The sequence below is a fragment of the Streptomyces sp. NPDC006283 genome (assembly GCF_040613325.1).
Taxonomy (GTDB): domain Bacteria; phylum Actinomycetota; class Actinomycetes; order Streptomycetales; family Streptomycetaceae; genus Streptomyces.
Map to the genome: position 1 here is coordinate 1 of NZ_JBEXRZ010000077.1, position 16,783 is coordinate 16,783.

Annotated in this window: 17 protein-coding genes; 7 read left to right on the forward strand and 10 right to left on the reverse strand. The window is 71.0% G+C overall.

The window, feature by feature from the left end:
• Positions 1-151: 151 nt before the first annotated feature.
• Complete coding sequence (locus tag ABZ070_RS17845; RefSeq protein ID WP_356634801.1) at positions 152-1,762, reverse strand: ABC transporter permease; 1,611 nt, start codon at positions 1,760-1,762, stop codon at positions 152-154.
• Positions 1,759-2,658 (reverse strand): ABC transporter ATP-binding protein, encoded by a 900-nt coding sequence (locus ABZ070_RS17850; protein ID WP_356634803.1) that lies wholly within the window; start codon positions 2,656-2,658, stop codon positions 1,759-1,761. The genes ABZ070_RS17845 and ABZ070_RS17850 overlap by 4 nt, the downstream gene beginning before the upstream one ends.
• Before the next feature lie 92 nt (positions 2,659-2,750).
• On the opposite strand from ABZ070_RS17850, the gene ABZ070_RS17855 reads away from it, so the two are divergent.
• Positions 2,751-3,233: a MarR family transcriptional regulator gene (locus ABZ070_RS17855; protein ID WP_356634805.1), complete on the forward strand. Its 483-nt coding sequence runs from the start codon at positions 2,751-2,753 to the stop codon at positions 3,231-3,233.
• A gap of 32 nt (positions 3,234-3,265) precedes the next feature.
• Here ABZ070_RS17855 and ABZ070_RS17860 read toward each other — a convergent pair whose 3' ends face one another.
• Positions 3,266-4,084: a diacylglycerol kinase gene (locus tag ABZ070_RS17860; RefSeq protein ID WP_356634807.1), complete on the reverse strand. Its 819-nt coding sequence runs from the start codon at positions 4,082-4,084 to the stop codon at positions 3,266-3,268.
• A gap of 153 nt (positions 4,085-4,237) precedes the next feature.
• Here ABZ070_RS17860 and ABZ070_RS17865 point away from each other — a divergent pair, with 153 nt between their 5' ends.
• The 6 genes from ABZ070_RS17865 (at position 4,238) to ABZ070_RS17890 (ending at position 9,233) form a co-directional block, all read left to right on the forward strand.
• Positions 4,238-5,521 carry an adenylosuccinate synthase gene (locus ABZ070_RS17865; RefSeq protein ID WP_356634808.1) on the forward strand — a complete coding sequence of 428 codons (1,284 nt, stop codon included), beginning with the start codon at positions 4,238-4,240 and terminating at the stop codon, positions 5,519-5,521.
• A 283-nt stretch (positions 5,522-5,804) separates the two neighbouring features.
• Positions 5,805-6,608: a hypothetical protein gene (locus ABZ070_RS17870; protein WP_356634810.1), complete on the forward strand. Its 804-nt coding sequence runs from the start codon at positions 5,805-5,807 to the stop codon at positions 6,606-6,608.
• Between the two features lie 111 nt (positions 6,609-6,719).
• On the forward strand, positions 6,720-6,953 hold the full coding sequence (locus ABZ070_RS17875; RefSeq protein ID WP_356634812.1) for a hypothetical protein: 234 nt from the start codon (positions 6,720-6,722) through the stop codon (positions 6,951-6,953).
• 131 nt (positions 6,954-7,084) lie between these two features.
• Positions 7,085-7,336, forward strand: a complete 252-nt coding sequence (locus tag ABZ070_RS17880; protein ID WP_356634814.1) for a hypothetical protein — start codon at positions 7,085-7,087, stop codon at positions 7,334-7,336.
• Positions 7,336-7,728: a DNA-binding protein gene (locus tag ABZ070_RS17885; RefSeq protein ID WP_356634816.1), complete on the forward strand. Its 393-nt coding sequence runs from the start codon at positions 7,336-7,338 to the stop codon at positions 7,726-7,728. Before ABZ070_RS17880 ends, ABZ070_RS17885 begins: the two co-directional genes overlap by 1 nt.
• Positions 7,729-8,009: 281 nt before the next feature.
• The gene (locus tag ABZ070_RS17890) at positions 8,010-9,233 is read left to right on the forward strand and encodes an FG-GAP-like repeat-containing protein (RefSeq protein ID WP_356634818.1); all 1,224 of its coding nucleotides are present in this window, start codon (positions 8,010-8,012) and stop codon (positions 9,231-9,233) included.
• A gap of 98 nt (positions 9,234-9,331) precedes the next feature.
• Here the strand turns inward: ABZ070_RS17890 and ABZ070_RS17895 are convergent, their stop codons facing one another.
• The 7 genes from ABZ070_RS17895 to ABZ070_RS17925 all read right to left on the reverse strand — a co-directional run bounded on the left by ABZ070_RS17895 (position 9,332) and on the right by ABZ070_RS17925 (position 16,698).
• Complete coding sequence (locus ABZ070_RS17895) at positions 9,332-10,537, reverse strand: cytochrome P450 (RefSeq protein ID WP_356634820.1); 1,206 nt, start codon at positions 10,535-10,537, stop codon at positions 9,332-9,334.
• Positions 10,538-10,556: 19 nt separating this feature from the next.
• Positions 10,557-11,216 carry a response regulator transcription factor gene (locus ABZ070_RS17900; RefSeq protein ID WP_356634822.1) on the reverse strand — a complete coding sequence of 220 codons (660 nt, stop codon included), beginning with the start codon at positions 11,214-11,216 and terminating at the stop codon, positions 10,557-10,559.
• The gene (locus tag ABZ070_RS17905; RefSeq protein ID WP_356634824.1) at positions 11,213-12,523 is read right to left on the reverse strand and encodes a histidine kinase; all 1,311 of its coding nucleotides are present in this window, start codon (positions 12,521-12,523) and stop codon (positions 11,213-11,215) included. The genes ABZ070_RS17900 and ABZ070_RS17905 overlap by 4 nt, the downstream gene beginning before the upstream one ends.
• 94 nt (positions 12,524-12,617) lie before the next feature.
• On the reverse strand, positions 12,618-13,283 hold the full coding sequence (locus ABZ070_RS17910) for a response regulator transcription factor (RefSeq protein ID WP_356634826.1): 666 nt from the start codon (positions 13,281-13,283) through the stop codon (positions 12,618-12,620).
• Positions 13,280-14,596 carry a sensor histidine kinase gene (locus tag ABZ070_RS17915; RefSeq protein WP_356634828.1) on the reverse strand — a complete coding sequence of 439 codons (1,317 nt, stop codon included), beginning with the start codon at positions 14,594-14,596 and terminating at the stop codon, positions 13,280-13,282. The genes ABZ070_RS17910 and ABZ070_RS17915 overlap by 4 nt, the downstream gene beginning before the upstream one ends.
• On the reverse strand, positions 14,589-15,746 hold the full coding sequence (locus ABZ070_RS17920; protein ID WP_356634830.1) for an acyltransferase: 1,158 nt from the start codon (positions 15,744-15,746) through the stop codon (positions 14,589-14,591). The genes ABZ070_RS17915 and ABZ070_RS17920 overlap by 8 nt, the downstream gene beginning before the upstream one ends.
• A complete protein-coding gene (locus ABZ070_RS17925) occupies positions 15,739-16,698 on the reverse strand; it encodes an alpha/beta hydrolase (protein WP_356634832.1) in 960 nt (319 codons plus the stop codon). Before ABZ070_RS17925 ends, ABZ070_RS17920 begins: the two co-directional genes overlap by 8 nt.
• Positions 16,699-16,783: the final 85 nt, after the last annotated feature.

Genomic DNA, 16,783 nt, shown 5'->3' on the forward strand with positions numbered 1-16,783 from the left:
CGTGGGGCATGTGTGTGTTCCTTCTGCGCACGGGCGCCGGATCCGCGTCGAAATGAGGGGCGTATTCAGGTCGTCCCCCCTGTCCAGCGGAGATGGCCGGTCGGGCCCTCCGCCCGGCACCGCTCGTCGAGCGGCCGTCGAGCGGACCCGGTCACGTGATGATGTCCCGCCGCCGCAGCCACGCCAGGCCCGCGGCCACCAGCGCCACCGACAATCCCAGCAGCACCAGCACCGGCGACCATGTCATCTCCGCGCCGGGCACCTTCGGCAGGTGGCCGAAGGGCGACAGATTCAACGCCGACTGCGGAAGGTCGAGCGCGGGGCCGATCCACCCGAGCGCCAGCGACAGTCCTGCCGCGCCCCACGCCGCCACCGCGGCCTTGGGCAGCGCCCCGTGCAGCAGGACCGCGAGCCCGCCCAGCGTCCACACCGCGGGCAACTGCACCAGGCAGGCGCCCAGGATCGGGCCCAGGTCCTTGCCGTGGCCGGCCCACAGGCCGAGGCCCGCGGCGGTCATGATCAGGGCGGCGCCTCCGAAGGCGAGCAGCAGGTGACCGGCCGCCCACCGCAGCCGCCCGACGGCCCCCGCGAGCACCGGCTCCGCTCGCTGCGAGGTCTCCTCGCCGTGCAGCCGGAGCACCGACGCCACCACGTACAGCGCGGCGATCATCCCGAACATGCCGACCATCGTGGCGAGGAAGGCATCGGTGAGGCCCGACCGGCCGCCCATCCGCTCGAAGATCGCTCTGGCCTGTTCGTTGTCGCCGACGAGATCGGCGGCACCCTCGACCATGCCGCCGAACACGACTCCCGCGAGCAGGAAGCCCAGGGTCCATCCGGCCACCGTGCCGCGCTGGAGCCGCAGGGCGAGGCCGCCCGCGCTCGCCAGCCTGCCCCGCGCGGGGCCGGGCCGTGCGGGCAGGAAGCTCATGCCGACGTCGCGCCGCCCGGTCAGTTCGTAGGCGATCAGCGCCTGGACGGTCACCGCCGCGGCGATCAGGAGCAGCACCCACCAGCGTTCGCCCGCGAAGGCACGCACGTTCTCCGCCCATCCGATCGGCGAGAGCCAGGTGAGGACGGACGAGCCGTCGTCGGTGCCCGCGTCGCCCGCCGCCCGCAGGGTGAAGGCGAACCCGAGAACCGCCGCTGTCATGCCCTTCGCGAGCCGGGCGCTCTCGGTGACCTGGGCGACGCCTGCGGCCGTCGTGGCGAAGACCATACCCGTGCCGCCGACGGCGAGTCCGAGCGCGAGAGCCCCGCCGGCGCCCTGGCCGGCGAGCCCGGCCGTGATGATCAGGGCGACGACGCTGTTGGCCACGACGGCGGTGAGCAGTGCCGCGGTCAGCGGCGCCCCGCGCCCCACCATGGCGGAGGAGAGCATCTCCTGACGGCCGGTCTCCTCTTCCTCGCGGGTGTGCCGTACGACGATGATCAGGCTCATCACGGCCGCGAGTGCCGCGGCGAAGGTGCCGAAGCGCCAGGCGACGAGGCCGCCGACCGAATCGCCGAACACCGGCCCGACGAGGGAGCGCATCGAGCTGTTGGCGGACATCGACGCGGCGACGTCCGCCCGCTGGGCGGCGGTGCCGTACAGGCTCTCGATCGTGCCGACGCCGCTCGCGACCATTCCGCCGACGACCAGGGCCCAGACGGGCAGCATGACGCGGTCGCGGCGCAGGGCGAGCCGGAACAGGGCTCCGGTGCCGGCGAGTTGCCGTTGTCCGGTGGCCCGCCCCACCGGCAGGGAGGCGACGGCGGTCATCGCGGCATCGCCTCTTGTGGTGCGTAGTGGCGCATGAACAGCTCCTCGAGGGTGGGCGGTGTGCTGGTCAGCGACCGCACTCCGGACTCGGTGAGCGAGCGCAGCACGGCGTCGAGCTTGTCGGTGTCGACCTGGAGCTTGACGCGCCCGCCCCGGACGTCGAGGTCGTGCACCCCGGCGAGCTTCGCCAGTCCGTCGGGGGGACCGGCGAGTTCGGCGATCACGCTGGTGCGCGTCAGATGCCGCAGTTCGGCGAGGGATCCGGTCTCGACCGTCTGTCCCTTGCGGATGATGCTGACCCGGTCGCAGAGGGACTCGACCTCGCTGAGGATGTGCGAGGACAGCAGGACGGTCCGTCCGCGGTCCCGCTCCTCGGCCACGCACCGCTGGAAGACCTCCTCCATCAACGGGTCGAGGCCGCTGGTCGGCTCGTCGAGGATCAGCAGGTCCACGTCCGAGGCGAAGGCGGCGACGAGGGCGACCTTCTGGCGGTTGCCCTTGGAGTACGTGCGCCCCTTCTTGGTGGGGTCGAGCTCGAACCGCTCGACGAGGTCCGCGCGCCGCCTTTGGTCGAGGCCGCCGCGGAGCCGCCCGTAGAGGTCGATGACCTCGCCGCCGGACAGGTTGCGCCACAGCGTGACGTCGCCCGGCACGTACGCGATGCGGCGGTGGAGTGCCACGGCGTCGCGCCAGGGGTCCTTGCCGAGCAGCTGGGCCGCGCCGGAATCGGCGCGCAGCAGGCCGAGGAGGACCCGGATGGTGGTCGACTTGCCGGCGCCGTTCGGTCCGAGGAAGCCGTGGACCTCACCGGTCTCGACCGTGAGGTCGAGGCCGTCCAGTGCGTGCGTCCGCCCGAAGGACTTGTGCAGTCCGGAGACGGTGATTGCCTTCGTCATGATTCTGAACGTACGCTCATTTTACAAACTTGTGAAGTTAAGGAAGCGTATAAACTCGTGGCGCCGGGTTCGACGAGGGAGACGATGACCGTATGAGCAACGAAGAGGCGGTGTCCCGCTTCGTGGAACGCTTCGCGTCCGAACTGACCGAGGCGGGCATGCAGCGCATGGCGGCCCGGGTCTTCGCGGCGCTCCTGGCGTCGGAGACGGCTTCGATGACATCGGCGGAGCTGGCCGAACAGCTCCAAATCAGCCCCGCCGCGGTCTCCGGCGCGGTGCGCTACCTGTCCCAGGTCGACATGGTCAGCCGTGAGCGCGAGCCGGGCTCACGCCGCGATCGCTACGTCCTGCACAACGAGCTCTGGTACGAGACCTTCGCCAACCGCGACAAGGTCCTCACCCGCTGGGAGAAGGTGCTGCGCGAAGGGGCGGACATGCTGGGGCCCGACACCGCCGCGGGCGCGCGGGCTGCCGAGACGGCGGAGTTCTTCGAGTTCGTACAGGAGGAGCTGCTGGGCATGCTGGAACGCTGGCGCGCACGCAAGGCCGCCGCGGGATCCGCCTCCTCCGGCTGAGGCGCCGGCCGGGGAGCACACCGGCCGGGCGCTCAGGCCCCCGCCTGCGCGACCGCTGTCGGCAGCGTCAGCCCCCACGCCCCCGCCCGCACCGTCCACGTCCGGGTGCGGACCGGGCCGGTGACATGCGCGTCGGCCCGGTAGCGGAAGTCCGGGCCGGACACCGTCACGGACAGCGCGCTCGCCCGCAGGGGCTGCGCTTCCGCCCCGTGACGCACGACGACCTCCGCACGGCCGCCGAGCCCGGCCCGTACCGTGACGTCCTCGACCGGCCGGTCGAGGTCGGCCAGCAGAACTCCGTCCGCCTCTACGCGCAGCCGGTGCGTGCGGATCTGCGGGACCCCGGGGGCGGGGCGCACCAGGGTGCGTACGAGGGAACGGGCGGCGCTCCACACCGTCGCCCCGTCGGCACCGGCCGTCGGGCGCGCCGCCGGGATCGCCAGGTCCCCGAGCACCACGCCGTCGCTCTCGTCCACCAGCAGATCCAGCCGCCGAGGGGTGCCTTCCAGCACGGCCCGGGCCGCCGCGACCGCCCCGACGGGGACACCGAGCGACTGCGCGAGCCGTACCGAGGCGCCTACGGGGACCAGCGCGAGCACCCCGTCGCCGAGCCAGCGGTCGCGGTGCAGCAGGGACACGGCCCGCAGCAGCGCCCGGTCGTCACCCACCACGACCGGCCGGCGCGAACCGCGCCGGGCGAGCGCCCGGGCAAATTCTTCCGGCCCCTGGGGAAGACAGATTTTCGCTTCGGACCCGCCACACAGCACATCTTTCGCGATGCGCACGGACTCGCCGTCCATTCGGCGGGCGACCGGGTCGATGACCACCAGCAGCTGGTCGTGATCCGACACCTCGGTCCTTCCTCGGGTAGCATCTTTGTGCAAGAGCCCCTTGCGCTATTGCGCCAGGGGCTTCGTCTATTCCGGGGCAACCTGTCCCAGGACTCAGGCACGGCTCCGGCCCCCTGACCTTGGTCTTGCCCCGCCCGGAAGGGGTGTACGCCTGTGCCCGCACTTGTGCTGCTCGGTGCTCAGTGGGGTGACGAAGGCAAGGGAAAGGCCACCGACCTGCTCGGTGGATCCGTGGACTATGTGGTGCGCTATCAGGGTGGCAACAACGCCGGCCACACGGTTGTCGTCGGCGACCAGAAGTATGCGCTGCATCTCCTCCCTTCCGGAATCCTCTCGCCCGGATGTACTCCGGTCATCGGCAACGGCGTCGTCGTGGACCCGGCGGTTCTGCTCTCCGAGCTGAGCGGGCTGAACGACCGCGGCGTCGACACGTCGAAGCTTCTGATCAGCGGTAACGCCCATTTGATCACCCCGTACAACGTCACCGTCGACAAGGTGACGGAACGGTTCCTCGGCAAGCGCAAGATCGGGACCACCGGCCGCGGCATCGGACCGACGTACGCCGACAAGATCAACCGCGTCGGCATCCGCGTCCAGGACCTCTACGACGAGTCGATCCTGATGCAGAAGGTCGAGGCGGCCCTCGACACCAAGAACCAGCTCCTCACCAAGGTCTTCAACCGTCGCGCCATCGAGACGGAGAAGATCGTCGAGGAGATGCTCCAGTACGCGGAGCAGATCAAGCCCTACGTCGCCGACACGACGCTGATCCTGAACAACGCCATCGACGAGGGCAAGGTCGTCCTCTTCGAGGGCGGCCAGGGCACGCTCCTGGACGTAGACCACGGCACGTACCCCTTCGTCACCTCCTCCAACCCGACCGCCGGCGGCGCCTGCACCGGCGCCGGTGTGGGTCCGACGAAGATCAGCCGGGTCATCGGCATCCTCAAGGCGTACACGACCCGCGTCGGCGCCGGACCGTTCCCGACGGAGCTCTTCGACGAGGACGGCGAGGCGCTGCGCCGCATCGGCGGCGAGCGTGGTGTGACCACCGGCCGCGACCGCCGCTGCGGCTGGTTCGACGCCGTCATCGCGCGTTACGCGACCCGGGTCAACGGCCTGACCGACTTCTTCCTCACCAAGCTGGACGTGCTGACCGGCTGGGAGCAGATCCCGGTCTGCGTCGCGTACGAGATCGACGGCAAGCGCGTCGAGGAGCTCCCGTACAGCCAGACCGACTTCCACCACGCGAAGCCGGTGTACGAGATGCTGCCGGGCTGGTCGGAGGACATCACCAAGGCGAAGACCTTCGCCGACCTGCCGAAGAACGCGCAGGCGTACGTGAAGGCGCTGGAGGAGATGTCGGGCGCCCCGATCTCGGCGATCGGCGTCGGCCCGGGCCGGACCGAGACGATCGAGATCAACTCGTTCCTGTAGGCCTGCCGGGCAGGACGGACATGGTGCGAGGCCCGGACGCCGGTCGGCGTCCGGGCCTTCGCGTCGGTTCCCGCCCGGGGGCCTCAGCCTGTGCGACATCCGGCTGACGGCGGCGGGCCAGGCCCGCAGTGCCCCCAACGGTGACAGCCGAGGTTCGCCGGCGTACGAGGCGGCAGGGGGCCTCTCCCTGCCATGTACACGGCTGGCTAGGCTGCGTGTTCCGAATGTTCACGCCGGCGCCGAGGCGGGAGCAGTACCGAGGCCGGTTCAGGGGCGAATACACATGGCGGATCGCCAGACGACCCAGTTGCTCGACAGCATGCGCCGGGGCATGCCGTTCGAGTTCACCACCAAGATGTCGATGACGAAGCGGCTCGCGACGCTGGTGTGCGTCGCCGAGCTTTTCGGCTATCGGTACGCCGGGGTCCGGCAGGAGATCTTCTCCATCAAGCTGGTCTTCACCCCCGACCCGAGCCCGCAGGCGCAGGCCCGTGCCGCGCAGTACTGGCCGTACGCACCCCGGATCCCCGAGATCCCGCAGCAGGTGCTGGAACTCAACAAGAAGCGGGTTCTGTTCGACCTGAGCAGCAAGGCCGCGCTGCTGAAGCGACTGCCGATCATCGGGATCGCGCTCCTGCTGGCGAGCCTGCGCCTGCTCGGCTCCCTGGGCGACAGTCCTGGCCTGGCTCTCGGCTACGTGTGCTTCCTGGCTGCGCTCGCCGGCCTCGGCGTCTGGATCAACTTCGCGCGACACAAGAGGGCCGCCGCACACCTCGAGGCCGCGGGTTTCGTACGTCACGAGTCCTCCCCCGGCCAGGTCTCCTTCCTCCCGCCCGGCAGCCTGCCGCCCGCACAGTGGCACGAGCCGCAGCAGTACGGGCCCGGCCGGCAGCACGGGTACGCCCAGCAGCCCTACGGCGGGCCGCAGCCTCCGTACCCGGCGCCGCAGCCCCAGCCGTACGCCCAGCAGCCCCAGCAGCCCCAGCCGTACGCCCAGCAGCCCCCGGCCCAGCCTCCGTACGTTCAGCAGCCCCCGGCCCAGCCTCCGTACGGCCACCAGCCCTACGGCGGTCAGCCGCCGCAGTGAGGCACGGCGGCGTCGGGTCGTGGTCGGCCCGTTGCCGTCCGGTCGGCATGCGTGCCGCGTGCGCGGCGGTAGTGGTGGCCTGATGAGCGCACCGCAGGTCGCGTCACCCGGGTGCCCAGCAAGCCCGTACGGCGCGAGGAGGACGGAACCATCGCCGTCGGCCTCTGGCTGCACCGCGAGGGTGTCTTCGACTCTGACGCAGCCCTGAGGCTGCCCCCCGCTGAGGCGGAGATCCTGCACGCGCAGCTCTGCTACCCGCTCGACGACGAGACCGCCACCCTGATCACGCCACCGAAGCAGCGCCCCGACTGCCGGAAGAGCATTCTCACGACACGTCGTCACTGACCTGCTGCGAGCTTCGCCTGCCCCGCACTCCGCGCCGTCGCTTCGGAGTGCGGGACCGCAGGCCTTGCGTGCCGCTGATCCCGGAGGGGCTCAACATCAGGGCGATTGCTACCACTGGTAGTATTGGAATCATGAGTGGTAGTAAAAAGTACTCGATCAGTCTCCCCGAGGACCTCGCGGAGACCGTGCGTATCCATGTCGGCCGTGGCGGCTTCTCCGCTTACGTGGCCGAAGCTCTGGAGCAGCGCGTGGCCATGGACAGGCTCCGTGAGATCGTCGCCGACTTCGAGTCCGACAACGACCCGCTTTCCCGTGACGAGGTTGAGGCGGCCCGTGCCCTGCTCCGCCATGACCGGCACAACTCGGGTGGAGCCGCGGCCTGATGCCCGGCACGCTGCTCCTGGACAGTGAGGGGCTGTCGAAGCTCTATCTGAAGGACCGTGCGGTCGTAGCCCTCGTCCAGGGTGCCTCGGAGGAAGGAATGCGAGTCGCCACGACCGCCATGACTACGCTCGAAGCGGACTACGAGCGCATCCACCCGGCCCGAATTCGGTGGGTCCTTTCACGGATCGACGTCCGAGACGTCACCAAGGACATCACGGACCATGCTGCCGTTCTGCTGCGCAGCCACCGCCTCCATGGGCACAAGTACGCGATCGACGCCGTCCTCGCCGTTGTTGCGCGCACCGCACCAGGACCGGTCACCGTCCTCACCTCGGACCCCGAGGACCTGAGTCTCCTCTGCGAGTCCGCCATTGAGGTCATCAAAGTCTGAGAGCGCTCGCCTCGTGGACGATTCAGCACACAGCCCGTGTGCCCCCTCGCCCTGACACACAAGGGACCCTCGTACGGTTCGCCGGCCCGGAGTGCCGTCAACTGAAAGCCGAGTTGGACGAATTGGGCGGTGGCAACCGTGCGGTACTCCGGTACGAACCGGCTCGCAGGGCAACAGGTTGATCCCGGCCGAGGACTATGGCGAGGCGGGGCCCGCAGCGCCGCCCCGTACTCCGCCCGCTGAGGTTCCGACGCACATCACAAGGGGAGGGGACCACCACCATGATGCAGCGGTTCACGAGAGGCGTGGCGACACTCGCCGGCCTCGTGCTTGCGGGCACCGGCCTGACCACCGTGAACGCCGCTCCGGCCGCCGCGAGTGCGTACGACTGCCCGGCGGGCTACTGGTGCGGCTGGACAGGCGAGAGCGCCACCGGCTCGATGTACAAGACGAACAAGAGTGTCGCGGACCTGGGCAGCTGGAACAACAAGATCCGCTCGCACGTCAACCGTACAAAGTCGATCGCCTGCGAATACGACGAAAAGGATTACGTGCCGTGGGGCGGCTACTTCCCCGCGGAGCCCGCCGACGCCGGTGAGTACAACGGAGACCCGAACCCGACGATCAGTTCGATCAAGTTGGTCCTCACCGAGCGCGAGTGCGGCCGGCCCGCCTACCCGCACTGGGTCGCCGAGACCTCTCCCAAAGCTCTGGGCTTCGGCGACATGAACGGCGACCGCAAGGCCGACATGATCACCCGCGACAAGGCCGGGCGGCTGTGGTTCACCCCGGGCGACGGCACCGGCCGGCTCATCGGCTCGGGGGGCTGGAACGGCATGAACGGCCTCACCCGGCACGGCGACTTCAACGGTGACGGCCGCGAGGACCTCATCGCGGCCAAGGCGTCCACCGGTGAGCTGTTCCTGTACCCGGGCACCGGCACCGGCTCCCTCGGCTCGCGCAAGCTCATAGGCCGCTTGGGCTGGAACGGTATGCGCTCCATCACCGCCTTCGGCGACCTGACGCGTGACGGACGATCCGACCTGATCGCGGTCAAGAAGAGCACGGGCGAGCTGTTCCTGTACCCGGGCACCTCCACCGGCAAGCTCGGCTCGCGCAAGCTCATAGGCCGCTCGGGCTGGAACTCCATGAACGCCCTCGTCGGCGTGGGTGACATGAACGGCGACGGCCGCCCCGACCTCTACGCGCGCAAGGCGTCCACCGGCGAGCTGTTCCTGTACCCGGGCACCTCCACCGGCACGCTCGGCGGACGAGTCCTGGTCGGTACCGGCGGCTGGAACACCAGGGCCAACCTCATCGCGGTCGGCGACTTCTCCGGCGACGGGATTCCCGACCTCGCCACCGTGACCAACGAGAAGTACGCGATCGACGGCTACTCGGGCCACCTCGGCTGGCTGGTCACCTACCAGGGGCGGGGCAACGGCCACCTGGCGGGTGGTGTACGCACCGACGGTGAGTGGTGGGGCCTCAACGGCTTCTGCTGAGCCCCGGCCGGCCTGGGGTGATCCGGAGGCGGACCTTGGGACGAAGGTGCGGGGTGGGGTCGGGTCGGGGGACAGCCCCCACTCCGCCACGCAGCCCGTCACAGCTCGACGAGCAGCGACTCCAGTCCCCGGATCACGAAGCCCGGCTTCCACCGCGGCTCGGCCGCGAGCCGCATCGTCGGGCATTCCCGCAGCAGTTCCCCGAACGAAGCGGCCAGTTCGATGCGGGCCAGCGGCGCGCCCAGGCAGTAGTGGATGCCCGCCCCGAAGATGACGTGCTGGTTGTCCGGGCGGGTCAGGTCGAGGGTGTCCGGGTGGGGGAAGCGGGCGGCGTCACGGTTCGCGGAGCCGAAGAGCAGGGCCAGTTCGGAGCCGCGCGGCACGACGGTCCCGTCGATCTCGATGTCGTCGAGCACCCAGCGCTCGAAGAGCTGGAGCGGGGTGTCGTACCGCATGAGCTCTTCCACAGCTGTGGACAGCAGCGAGTGGTCCGCCCGCAGCGCGGCCAGCTGCTCGGGGTGGCGGAAGAGGGTCCACCATCCGTTGGCGGTGGTGTTGACCGTCGCCTCGTGGCCCGCGTTCAGCAGCAGCACGCACGTGGAGATCATCTCCTGCTCGCTGAGCCGGTCCCCTTCGTCGTGTGCGGAGATCAGCGCCGAGATCAGGTCCTCCCCCGGCTCCGCCCGTCGCACCGTGATCAACCCGCGCAGGTAGGCGCTGAATTCGACGGACGCCCTCACCGCGCGCGCCGCCGTGTCCTGCGACGGATTCAGCTCGTACATCCCGCAGATGTCCGCCGACCACGGCCGCAGCAGATGACGGTCGGACCGGGGGATGCCCAGCATCTCGGCGATCACCTCGACCGGCAGCGGCTCGGCGACCTCGGCGAGCAGGTCCCCGCCGCCGGCCTTCTTGAAGTCGGCGACCAGTCCGGCCGCGATCCGTCGCACGACCGGCTCCAGCGCCTGCACGGTCCGGGGTGTGAACGCCTTCGTGACCAGCCGGCGGATACGGGTGTGGTCCGGCGCCTCGAGGTCCAGCAGCCCGTGGTCGTTGAGCGTGTGGAACGGCTCGTGCGCGGGCGGCGGGGGCGTACGCCCGAACTCCTCGTGGCTGAAGCGGTGCAGATACGTCCGCCCCAGCCGCCGGTCCCGCAGCAACGCCGACACGTCCGCGTGGTGCGGCACCAGCCACTGCCTCGTCGGCTCGAACCAGTGCACCCGCCCCCGCTCCCGCAGCTTCGCGAAAGCCGGATACGGATCGGCGACGAACGCCGGGGACCAGGGTTCGAAAGGCACGTCCATGCCGGGGACGGTAGCTCCGCTATCCGGGTGTGACCAGCCTCGCCTCGTACGCGAACACCGCCGCCTGGGTCCGGTCCCGGAGCCCGAGCTTCACCAGCACCCTGCTCACATGCGTCTTGATGGTCGACTCCGCGACCACCAGGTGCGAGGCGATCTCCGCGTTGGACAGGCCCTGCGCGATCAGCACCAGGACCTCCGTCTCGCGCTCGGTCAGGTCACCGATCTGCGTCATCGCTGCCGGCCGCGGGCTCTCGGAGAGCTTGGAGAACTCCGTGATCAGGCGGCGGGTCACCGTCGGCGCGAGCAGCGCCTCGCCGGCCGCGACCACCCGCACGCCGTCGGCGAGCTGCCGGGCGGAGGCGTCCTTCAGCAGGAACCCGGACGCCCCGGCGCGCAGCGCCTGGTACACGTACTCGTCGAGGTCGAAGGTGGTCAGCACCAGCACCTTCGCCTCGGCGTGCGCGGCGACGATCTCGCGGGTCGCCTCGATGCCGTTCAGCTCGGGCATGCGGATGTCCATCAGGACGACGTCGGGCGCCAGTTCCGCGACCTTGGTGACGGCCTCGCGGCCGTTGACGGCCTCGCCGATGACCTCGATGTCCGGCATGGCGTTCAGCAGGACCGAGAAGCCCTCGCGGACCATGATCTGGTCGTCGACGATGAGGACGCGGATCGTCATGAGGTCTCCTCGGTGGCGGCGGCCGGCTCGGTCATGGCGACGGGGATGAAGGCGGTGACCTCGTATCCGCCCTCCTCGGTGGCGGCGGCGGTCATCTCGCCGTTCAGCATCGTCACACGTTCCCGCATGCCGGTGATCCCGTGACCCGCGCCGGGCGAGGGTTTGACCAGTCCTCGTGGCGCGGTGTTGACGATCCGCAGGCCGAGGCCGCCGAGCACGTAGGAGATCTCGACCTTGGCGGTGGAGCCCGGCGCATGGCGCAGTGCGTTGCTGAGCGCCTCCTGGATGATCCGGTATGCCGAGAGCTCGACGCCCTGGGGCAGCGCACGGACCGCGCCGGTGATCGTCTTCTCCGTCTGCAGACCGGCCTCGCGGACGTTGGAGAGCAGATTGTCGAGGTCGGCGAGGACCGGCTGCGGTGCGTCGGGGGCCTCGTAGTCCTCCGCGCGTACGACGCCGAGGATGCGGCGCAGCTCGGTCAGCGCGGCGACCGCGTTCTCGCGGATCGTGGCGAACGCCTTCTCCAGCTCCTCCGGCGGGTTCTCCACGCGGTAGGGGGCTGCCTCGGCCTGGATGGCGACGACCGACATGTGGTGGGCGACCACGTCGTGCAGCTCGCGGGCGATGGTGGTGCGCTCCTCCAGCAGCGTGCGCCTGTCCCGCTCGGTGGCGGTGACGGTCTGCTGGGCGGCGACTTCCTGCTTCGCTTCGCGGCGGACCAGGAACATGCTCACGATCAGCAGGCCGACCGCGGAGGTGAAGAGCATCCCGGGCACGACGGAGCCGTAGCCGCGCTGGACCACCGTGTCGGCGAGCACCCCGTAGGCGGCGGTGATGAACCACATCCACGCCGCCGTACGGGGCCGGGTCCGCAGGGCGACGACGATCACCACGGTGAGATGGGAGAGGAACCCGGCAGGTGCCCAGGGCCAGTCGCCGTACGAGGCGATCGCGGCCACGAACGGTGCGCTCACGATCGACACCCACCAGGCGCCGACCGGCCTGACCAGCGTCATCACGACAGCACCCGCCGGCACGAAGCCGCCGAACAGCATCGACAGGCCGCCCTCGTCGTCCGTGTACGCGATGACCACCGTGAGGAAGGCGATGAACAGGACCACGGCGTGCGGCAGCCACACGGCCGCCCGGCGTATGCGCTCGCCCGGCAGCCGGCGGACCACCGGCCCGTCGGCGCGCAGCGGCGGCAGCGGCCGGTAGGCGAAGGCGTCGTGGAAGAGGTCCTGGCGGAGGCCGCTGAGCGCCCCTTGGGCCAGGTCGTATTCGGGGCTGCGGGTCTTCTCGGTCACGTGTCGAAGGTACGGGGCGCGGGGGAGACGGTCGTCAGCATCGATGCGGATCCTGCGGCATCCGTCCTGAGTACTACCTGGTGGGGCCGGGGTTTCAGTAGCCGGCCGGGCGGACGAGGCCCGTCTCGTACGCGAAGACGGCGGCCTGGGTGCGGTCCCTGAGCCCCAGCTTCACCAGCACCCTGCTCACATGCGTCTTCACGGTCTGCTCCGCGACCACCAGCGTGCTCGCTATCTCCGCGTTCGACAGGCCCTGCGCGATCAGCGCGAGCACTTCCGTCTCCCGCTCCGTCAGAGCACCGATCCGCTCCTTGAGCGGCGCTCGCGGGGCGCCGGTCGTGCGGGAGAACTCCGCGATCAGCCGCTTGGTGATGTTCGGTGAGAGCAGTGCGTCCCCGCCGGCGACGACCCGGACGGCGTGCGCCAGTTCGTCCGCCGACGCGTCCTTCAGCAGGAAGCCGGACGCCCCGGCGCGCAGCGCCTCGTAGACATACTCGTCGAGGTCGAAGGTGGTCAGCACCAGCACCTTCACGTCGGGCAGGCCGGCGGTGATGCGCCCGGTGGCCTCGATGCCGCCGAGTTCGGGCATCCGGATGTCCATCAGGACGACGTCGGGCAGTGTCCGGGCGACCTGGTCGACGGCGTCGAGCCCGTCGACGGCCTGGCCGACGACCTCGATGTCGGGCTCCGCGTTCAGCAGGACGGTGAAGCCCTGGCGGACCATCATCTGGTCGTCGGCTATCAGTACCCGGATCGTCATGTCTGCTGCTCCGTGGGGAGAAGGGCGGTCACTTCGTACCCGCCGTCGGGTGTGGGGCCGGTGGCGAGGTCGCCCCCCAGCATGGCGGCTCGCTCACGCATCCCGAGCAGCCCGTGCCCGGTGCCCGGTGACGGCGGCGCGGCTGTGCGCGGCGCGGTGTTGGTGACCCGGACGCGCAGCCCGGGTCCGCTGTGGGCGAGCTCTATCCGTACGGACGCGCCAGGGGCGTGGCGGATCGCGTTGCTCAGCGCCTCCTGCACGATCCGGTACGCCGACAGTTCGACGCCCGGCGTCAGCGGCTCCTGCCGGCCGGTCCTGTCGTATCGGACGGACAGGCCGGCGGCTCGCGCGTTCTCGATGAGGGTGCCGAGGCGGGAGAGCGTGGGCAGCGGCGCGTGCGGCGCGGCCTCCGCCGCCTCCGGATTCTCGGACCGCAGGACGCCGAGCACCCGGCGGAGTTCGGTCAGCGCGTCCAGCGCGTTCTGCCGGATGCCCGCGAGGTTCTCCTTCAGCTCCTCGGTCGGCGCCTCGACCAGGTGCGGAGCGACCTGCGCCTGGATCGAGATCACCGACATGTGGTGGGCGACGACGTCGTGCAGTTCACGGGCGATCCGGCTGCGCTCCTCCAGGACGGTGCGGCGGGTGCGCTCCTCCGCGGTGAGCACCTCCTGCTCGACGAGCCGGCCGCGCGCCACCCGCCTCCCCCGCAGAGCCGAGCCGAGCACGACGGCGACGGCGAAGAGCACGGAGGAGAGCACCACCGACGAGGTGTGCGGGTGGTCGCCCGACACCCACTCGACGACGAGTCCCGTCGCCACGCTGAACAGCAGCGTCTCGGCCGAGACCCGTGCCCGCACCCGCAGGGCGACCAGGAACAGGACCACCGCGTGCGCGAGCATCCCGGTGAAGGGCCAGGGCCAGGGGCCGTTCGAGCCGAACTGGTAGAGCATGCCGGATTCGTACGTCTTCGCGGACTCCGCGCCGACGACGGCGACCACGAGCGACAGCCACCAGGCGGGCACCGGCCGGAACATGGCCAGCAGCACGGAGCATCCCATGGCGACCGCGAGCGGGATGCCCGCCTCCGGACCCATGTGGTGACTGTGGATGAGCTGGTCGGCCTGCGCGACGGTGAGGACCCACGCGATGCAGAAGACCAGCACGTGCGGCAGCCGGCACAGCAGGCGCGGACCTCTCGTCGGCGGCAGCGGATCGCGCGCCGCCGTCCACAGGTCGTCGCGGAGGGCGCGCCCGACGCGCAGCAGCGCCTCGACGACCGCAGCACGCATCCCCACCCCGGAAACCTCAAGCATGGGCGGCACTCTTCCTTGTCGGTGGCACGTCGCGCATCCCTGTTGCCCGGCGGGAGGGCCGGTGCTCGTACGTGCGGAACGCCGCCCAGCACACCGCGAGCACGACGGCGAACACCGGCAGCCAGGCCAGCCGGGCGGCCACCCACACCGGACCGTCGGGGACGGTGTGCAGGCCGGGCAGCGCCGTTCCGGCGAGCAGCCCGGTGGCCGTGACGGCCATCAACGCCGTCTGGTGCCACAGGAAGACCGTCATCGCCGACAGGTTCACCAGGGCGGTGGCCGCCCAGAGCGCCGGTCGCGCCATCGCCCTGCGCAGCGGCCGGAGCAGCAGCAGCGCGGCTCCGCACTGGGCCAGGCCGAAGGTAACTGCCGCGAGCGTCGGCGGGTTGAGGTTGGAGACGGCCGCGCCGGGGACGCCCACCATGGACGCGGGATACCCGGCCCACAGCACGAGGCAGGCGCTCGCTCCGGCGCCGGTGACGAGCAGCGCCCAGCCCGTCGCACGGCCGCACAGTTCGCCGCGCGCCCACGCGGCGCCGAGGCAGTACGGAACGAGCCACCCCGCGGCGAGGTTGACCCATCCCAGAGCGTCGGGGGCGCCGAACCCGAAACGGAACAGATCGACATGCAGGACCACCGCCGTCGGCCACAGCGGGTGGAGCCGGGCGACCAGCGGCGTCGCGGCGGTGAGCAGGGCGAAGACGAGCAGGAACCACAGCGGTGACAGGACCAGCGTCAGCAGGGTGTGCAGCGTTTCCAGGGACGTCCCGCCGACGAGCATCGCGCCCGCTGCGACGGTCCACAGGACGAGGACGGCCGCCACGGGCCCAAAGAGCCGGCCGAGACGGGCGGCCAGCCACCGGCCGTGGGTCGTCCCGCGGGCCCGCGCACCGGTGTGGCTGCGGGCGGCGACGTAGCCGCCGACGAGGAAGAAGACGGCCAGGGTCTGGAACACCCAGGAGACCGGGGCGAGCAGGGGCATGTGGGCGAGGGGGCTCGTCCCGTGCAGCGTGCCGCCGTCGGTGACGAGGGCGGTGACCAGCCAGTGCCCCAGGACGACGCCGAGGATGGCGAACGCCCGCAGGGCGTCGAGGGCCCGGTCCCGTCCGGGCGGTGTGGCGGCGCCGACGCGGCGCACCAGCTCACGCACCGGACACCTGGCCGGTGCGGCCCGCGGCGATGAGCGCGAGGTTGCCGAGTGAGACGGTTCCGGGCCTGAGGTAGTCGCTGTGTCCTCCGTCGCCGGCGTCGAAGACGCGGGCGCCGAAGCCGTCGGACACCGGGTCCGTACCGAACCCGATGGCCGTGCCGAGGAGTTCGAGGCGGACGTGTGGCACGTCCGCTATCCAGTCGCCCCTTCCGCGGCCGGCCCAGACAGTCGCGCGGGTGCGCAGTTCGCCGGCACGGGCCGCGCCCGTCCCGGGGCTGCCGTAGAGGGCGATGTCGGCGGCGTCGAGTCCGTGGGCGGCGCGGGCGCACACGACGGAACCGTAGGAGTGGCAGAGCAGCGACAGTCCGGCGTGCGGCCGCGCGTTCTTCATTTCCCTGGCGAACGCCCGCAGTTGCCCGGCGGCGTCGTCGGCGCGGCCGGTGGTGAGCACATCGGTGCTGACGGTCCCCGGCGTGGCGTAGCCGAGCCAGGCGACCACGGCCGTGCGCCCTCCGCCCGCCGCCCTGGTGGCGTCGAGCAGCGCCACGGCCCCGGCGCGGAAGCGTTCGTAGGTGTCGAGGTTCGTGTCGGAGCCCGGGACCAGTAAGGCGATGCGGTCGGCGTGGGCCAGGTCGCCGAACACCTCGGCGGTACGGCCGCCGTCGCGGCCGTCGAACGTCAGGAACTGCCGCTCGCCCGCCGCCATGACGTCCAGCGAGGCAGCCCGCCGCCGGTCACCGTGCTCGGCGGCCACCCGTGCGGCCTCCCGGATGTTGACCCGGTTGGCTTCGAAACGCGTTTGCAGAAAGGGGAGTTCGTCCGCGTCGAGCGGGCCGAGGGCGGCGGGTGGCGGCGCCGGTACGGCGGAGGGCTTGGCGGCGGCCGAGACCGGGAAGACCACGGCAGCGGTGACGAGCGCGGCGAGCAGGGTGCGCCGAAGGCGGGACGCCATGAGGTTCCTTCCGGTCCGGATCGCTGTGTCAGGACCAGAAGTTACGAAGCGGCGCCGGTCGTCGGCGTCCCGCTGAGGAGCGCTC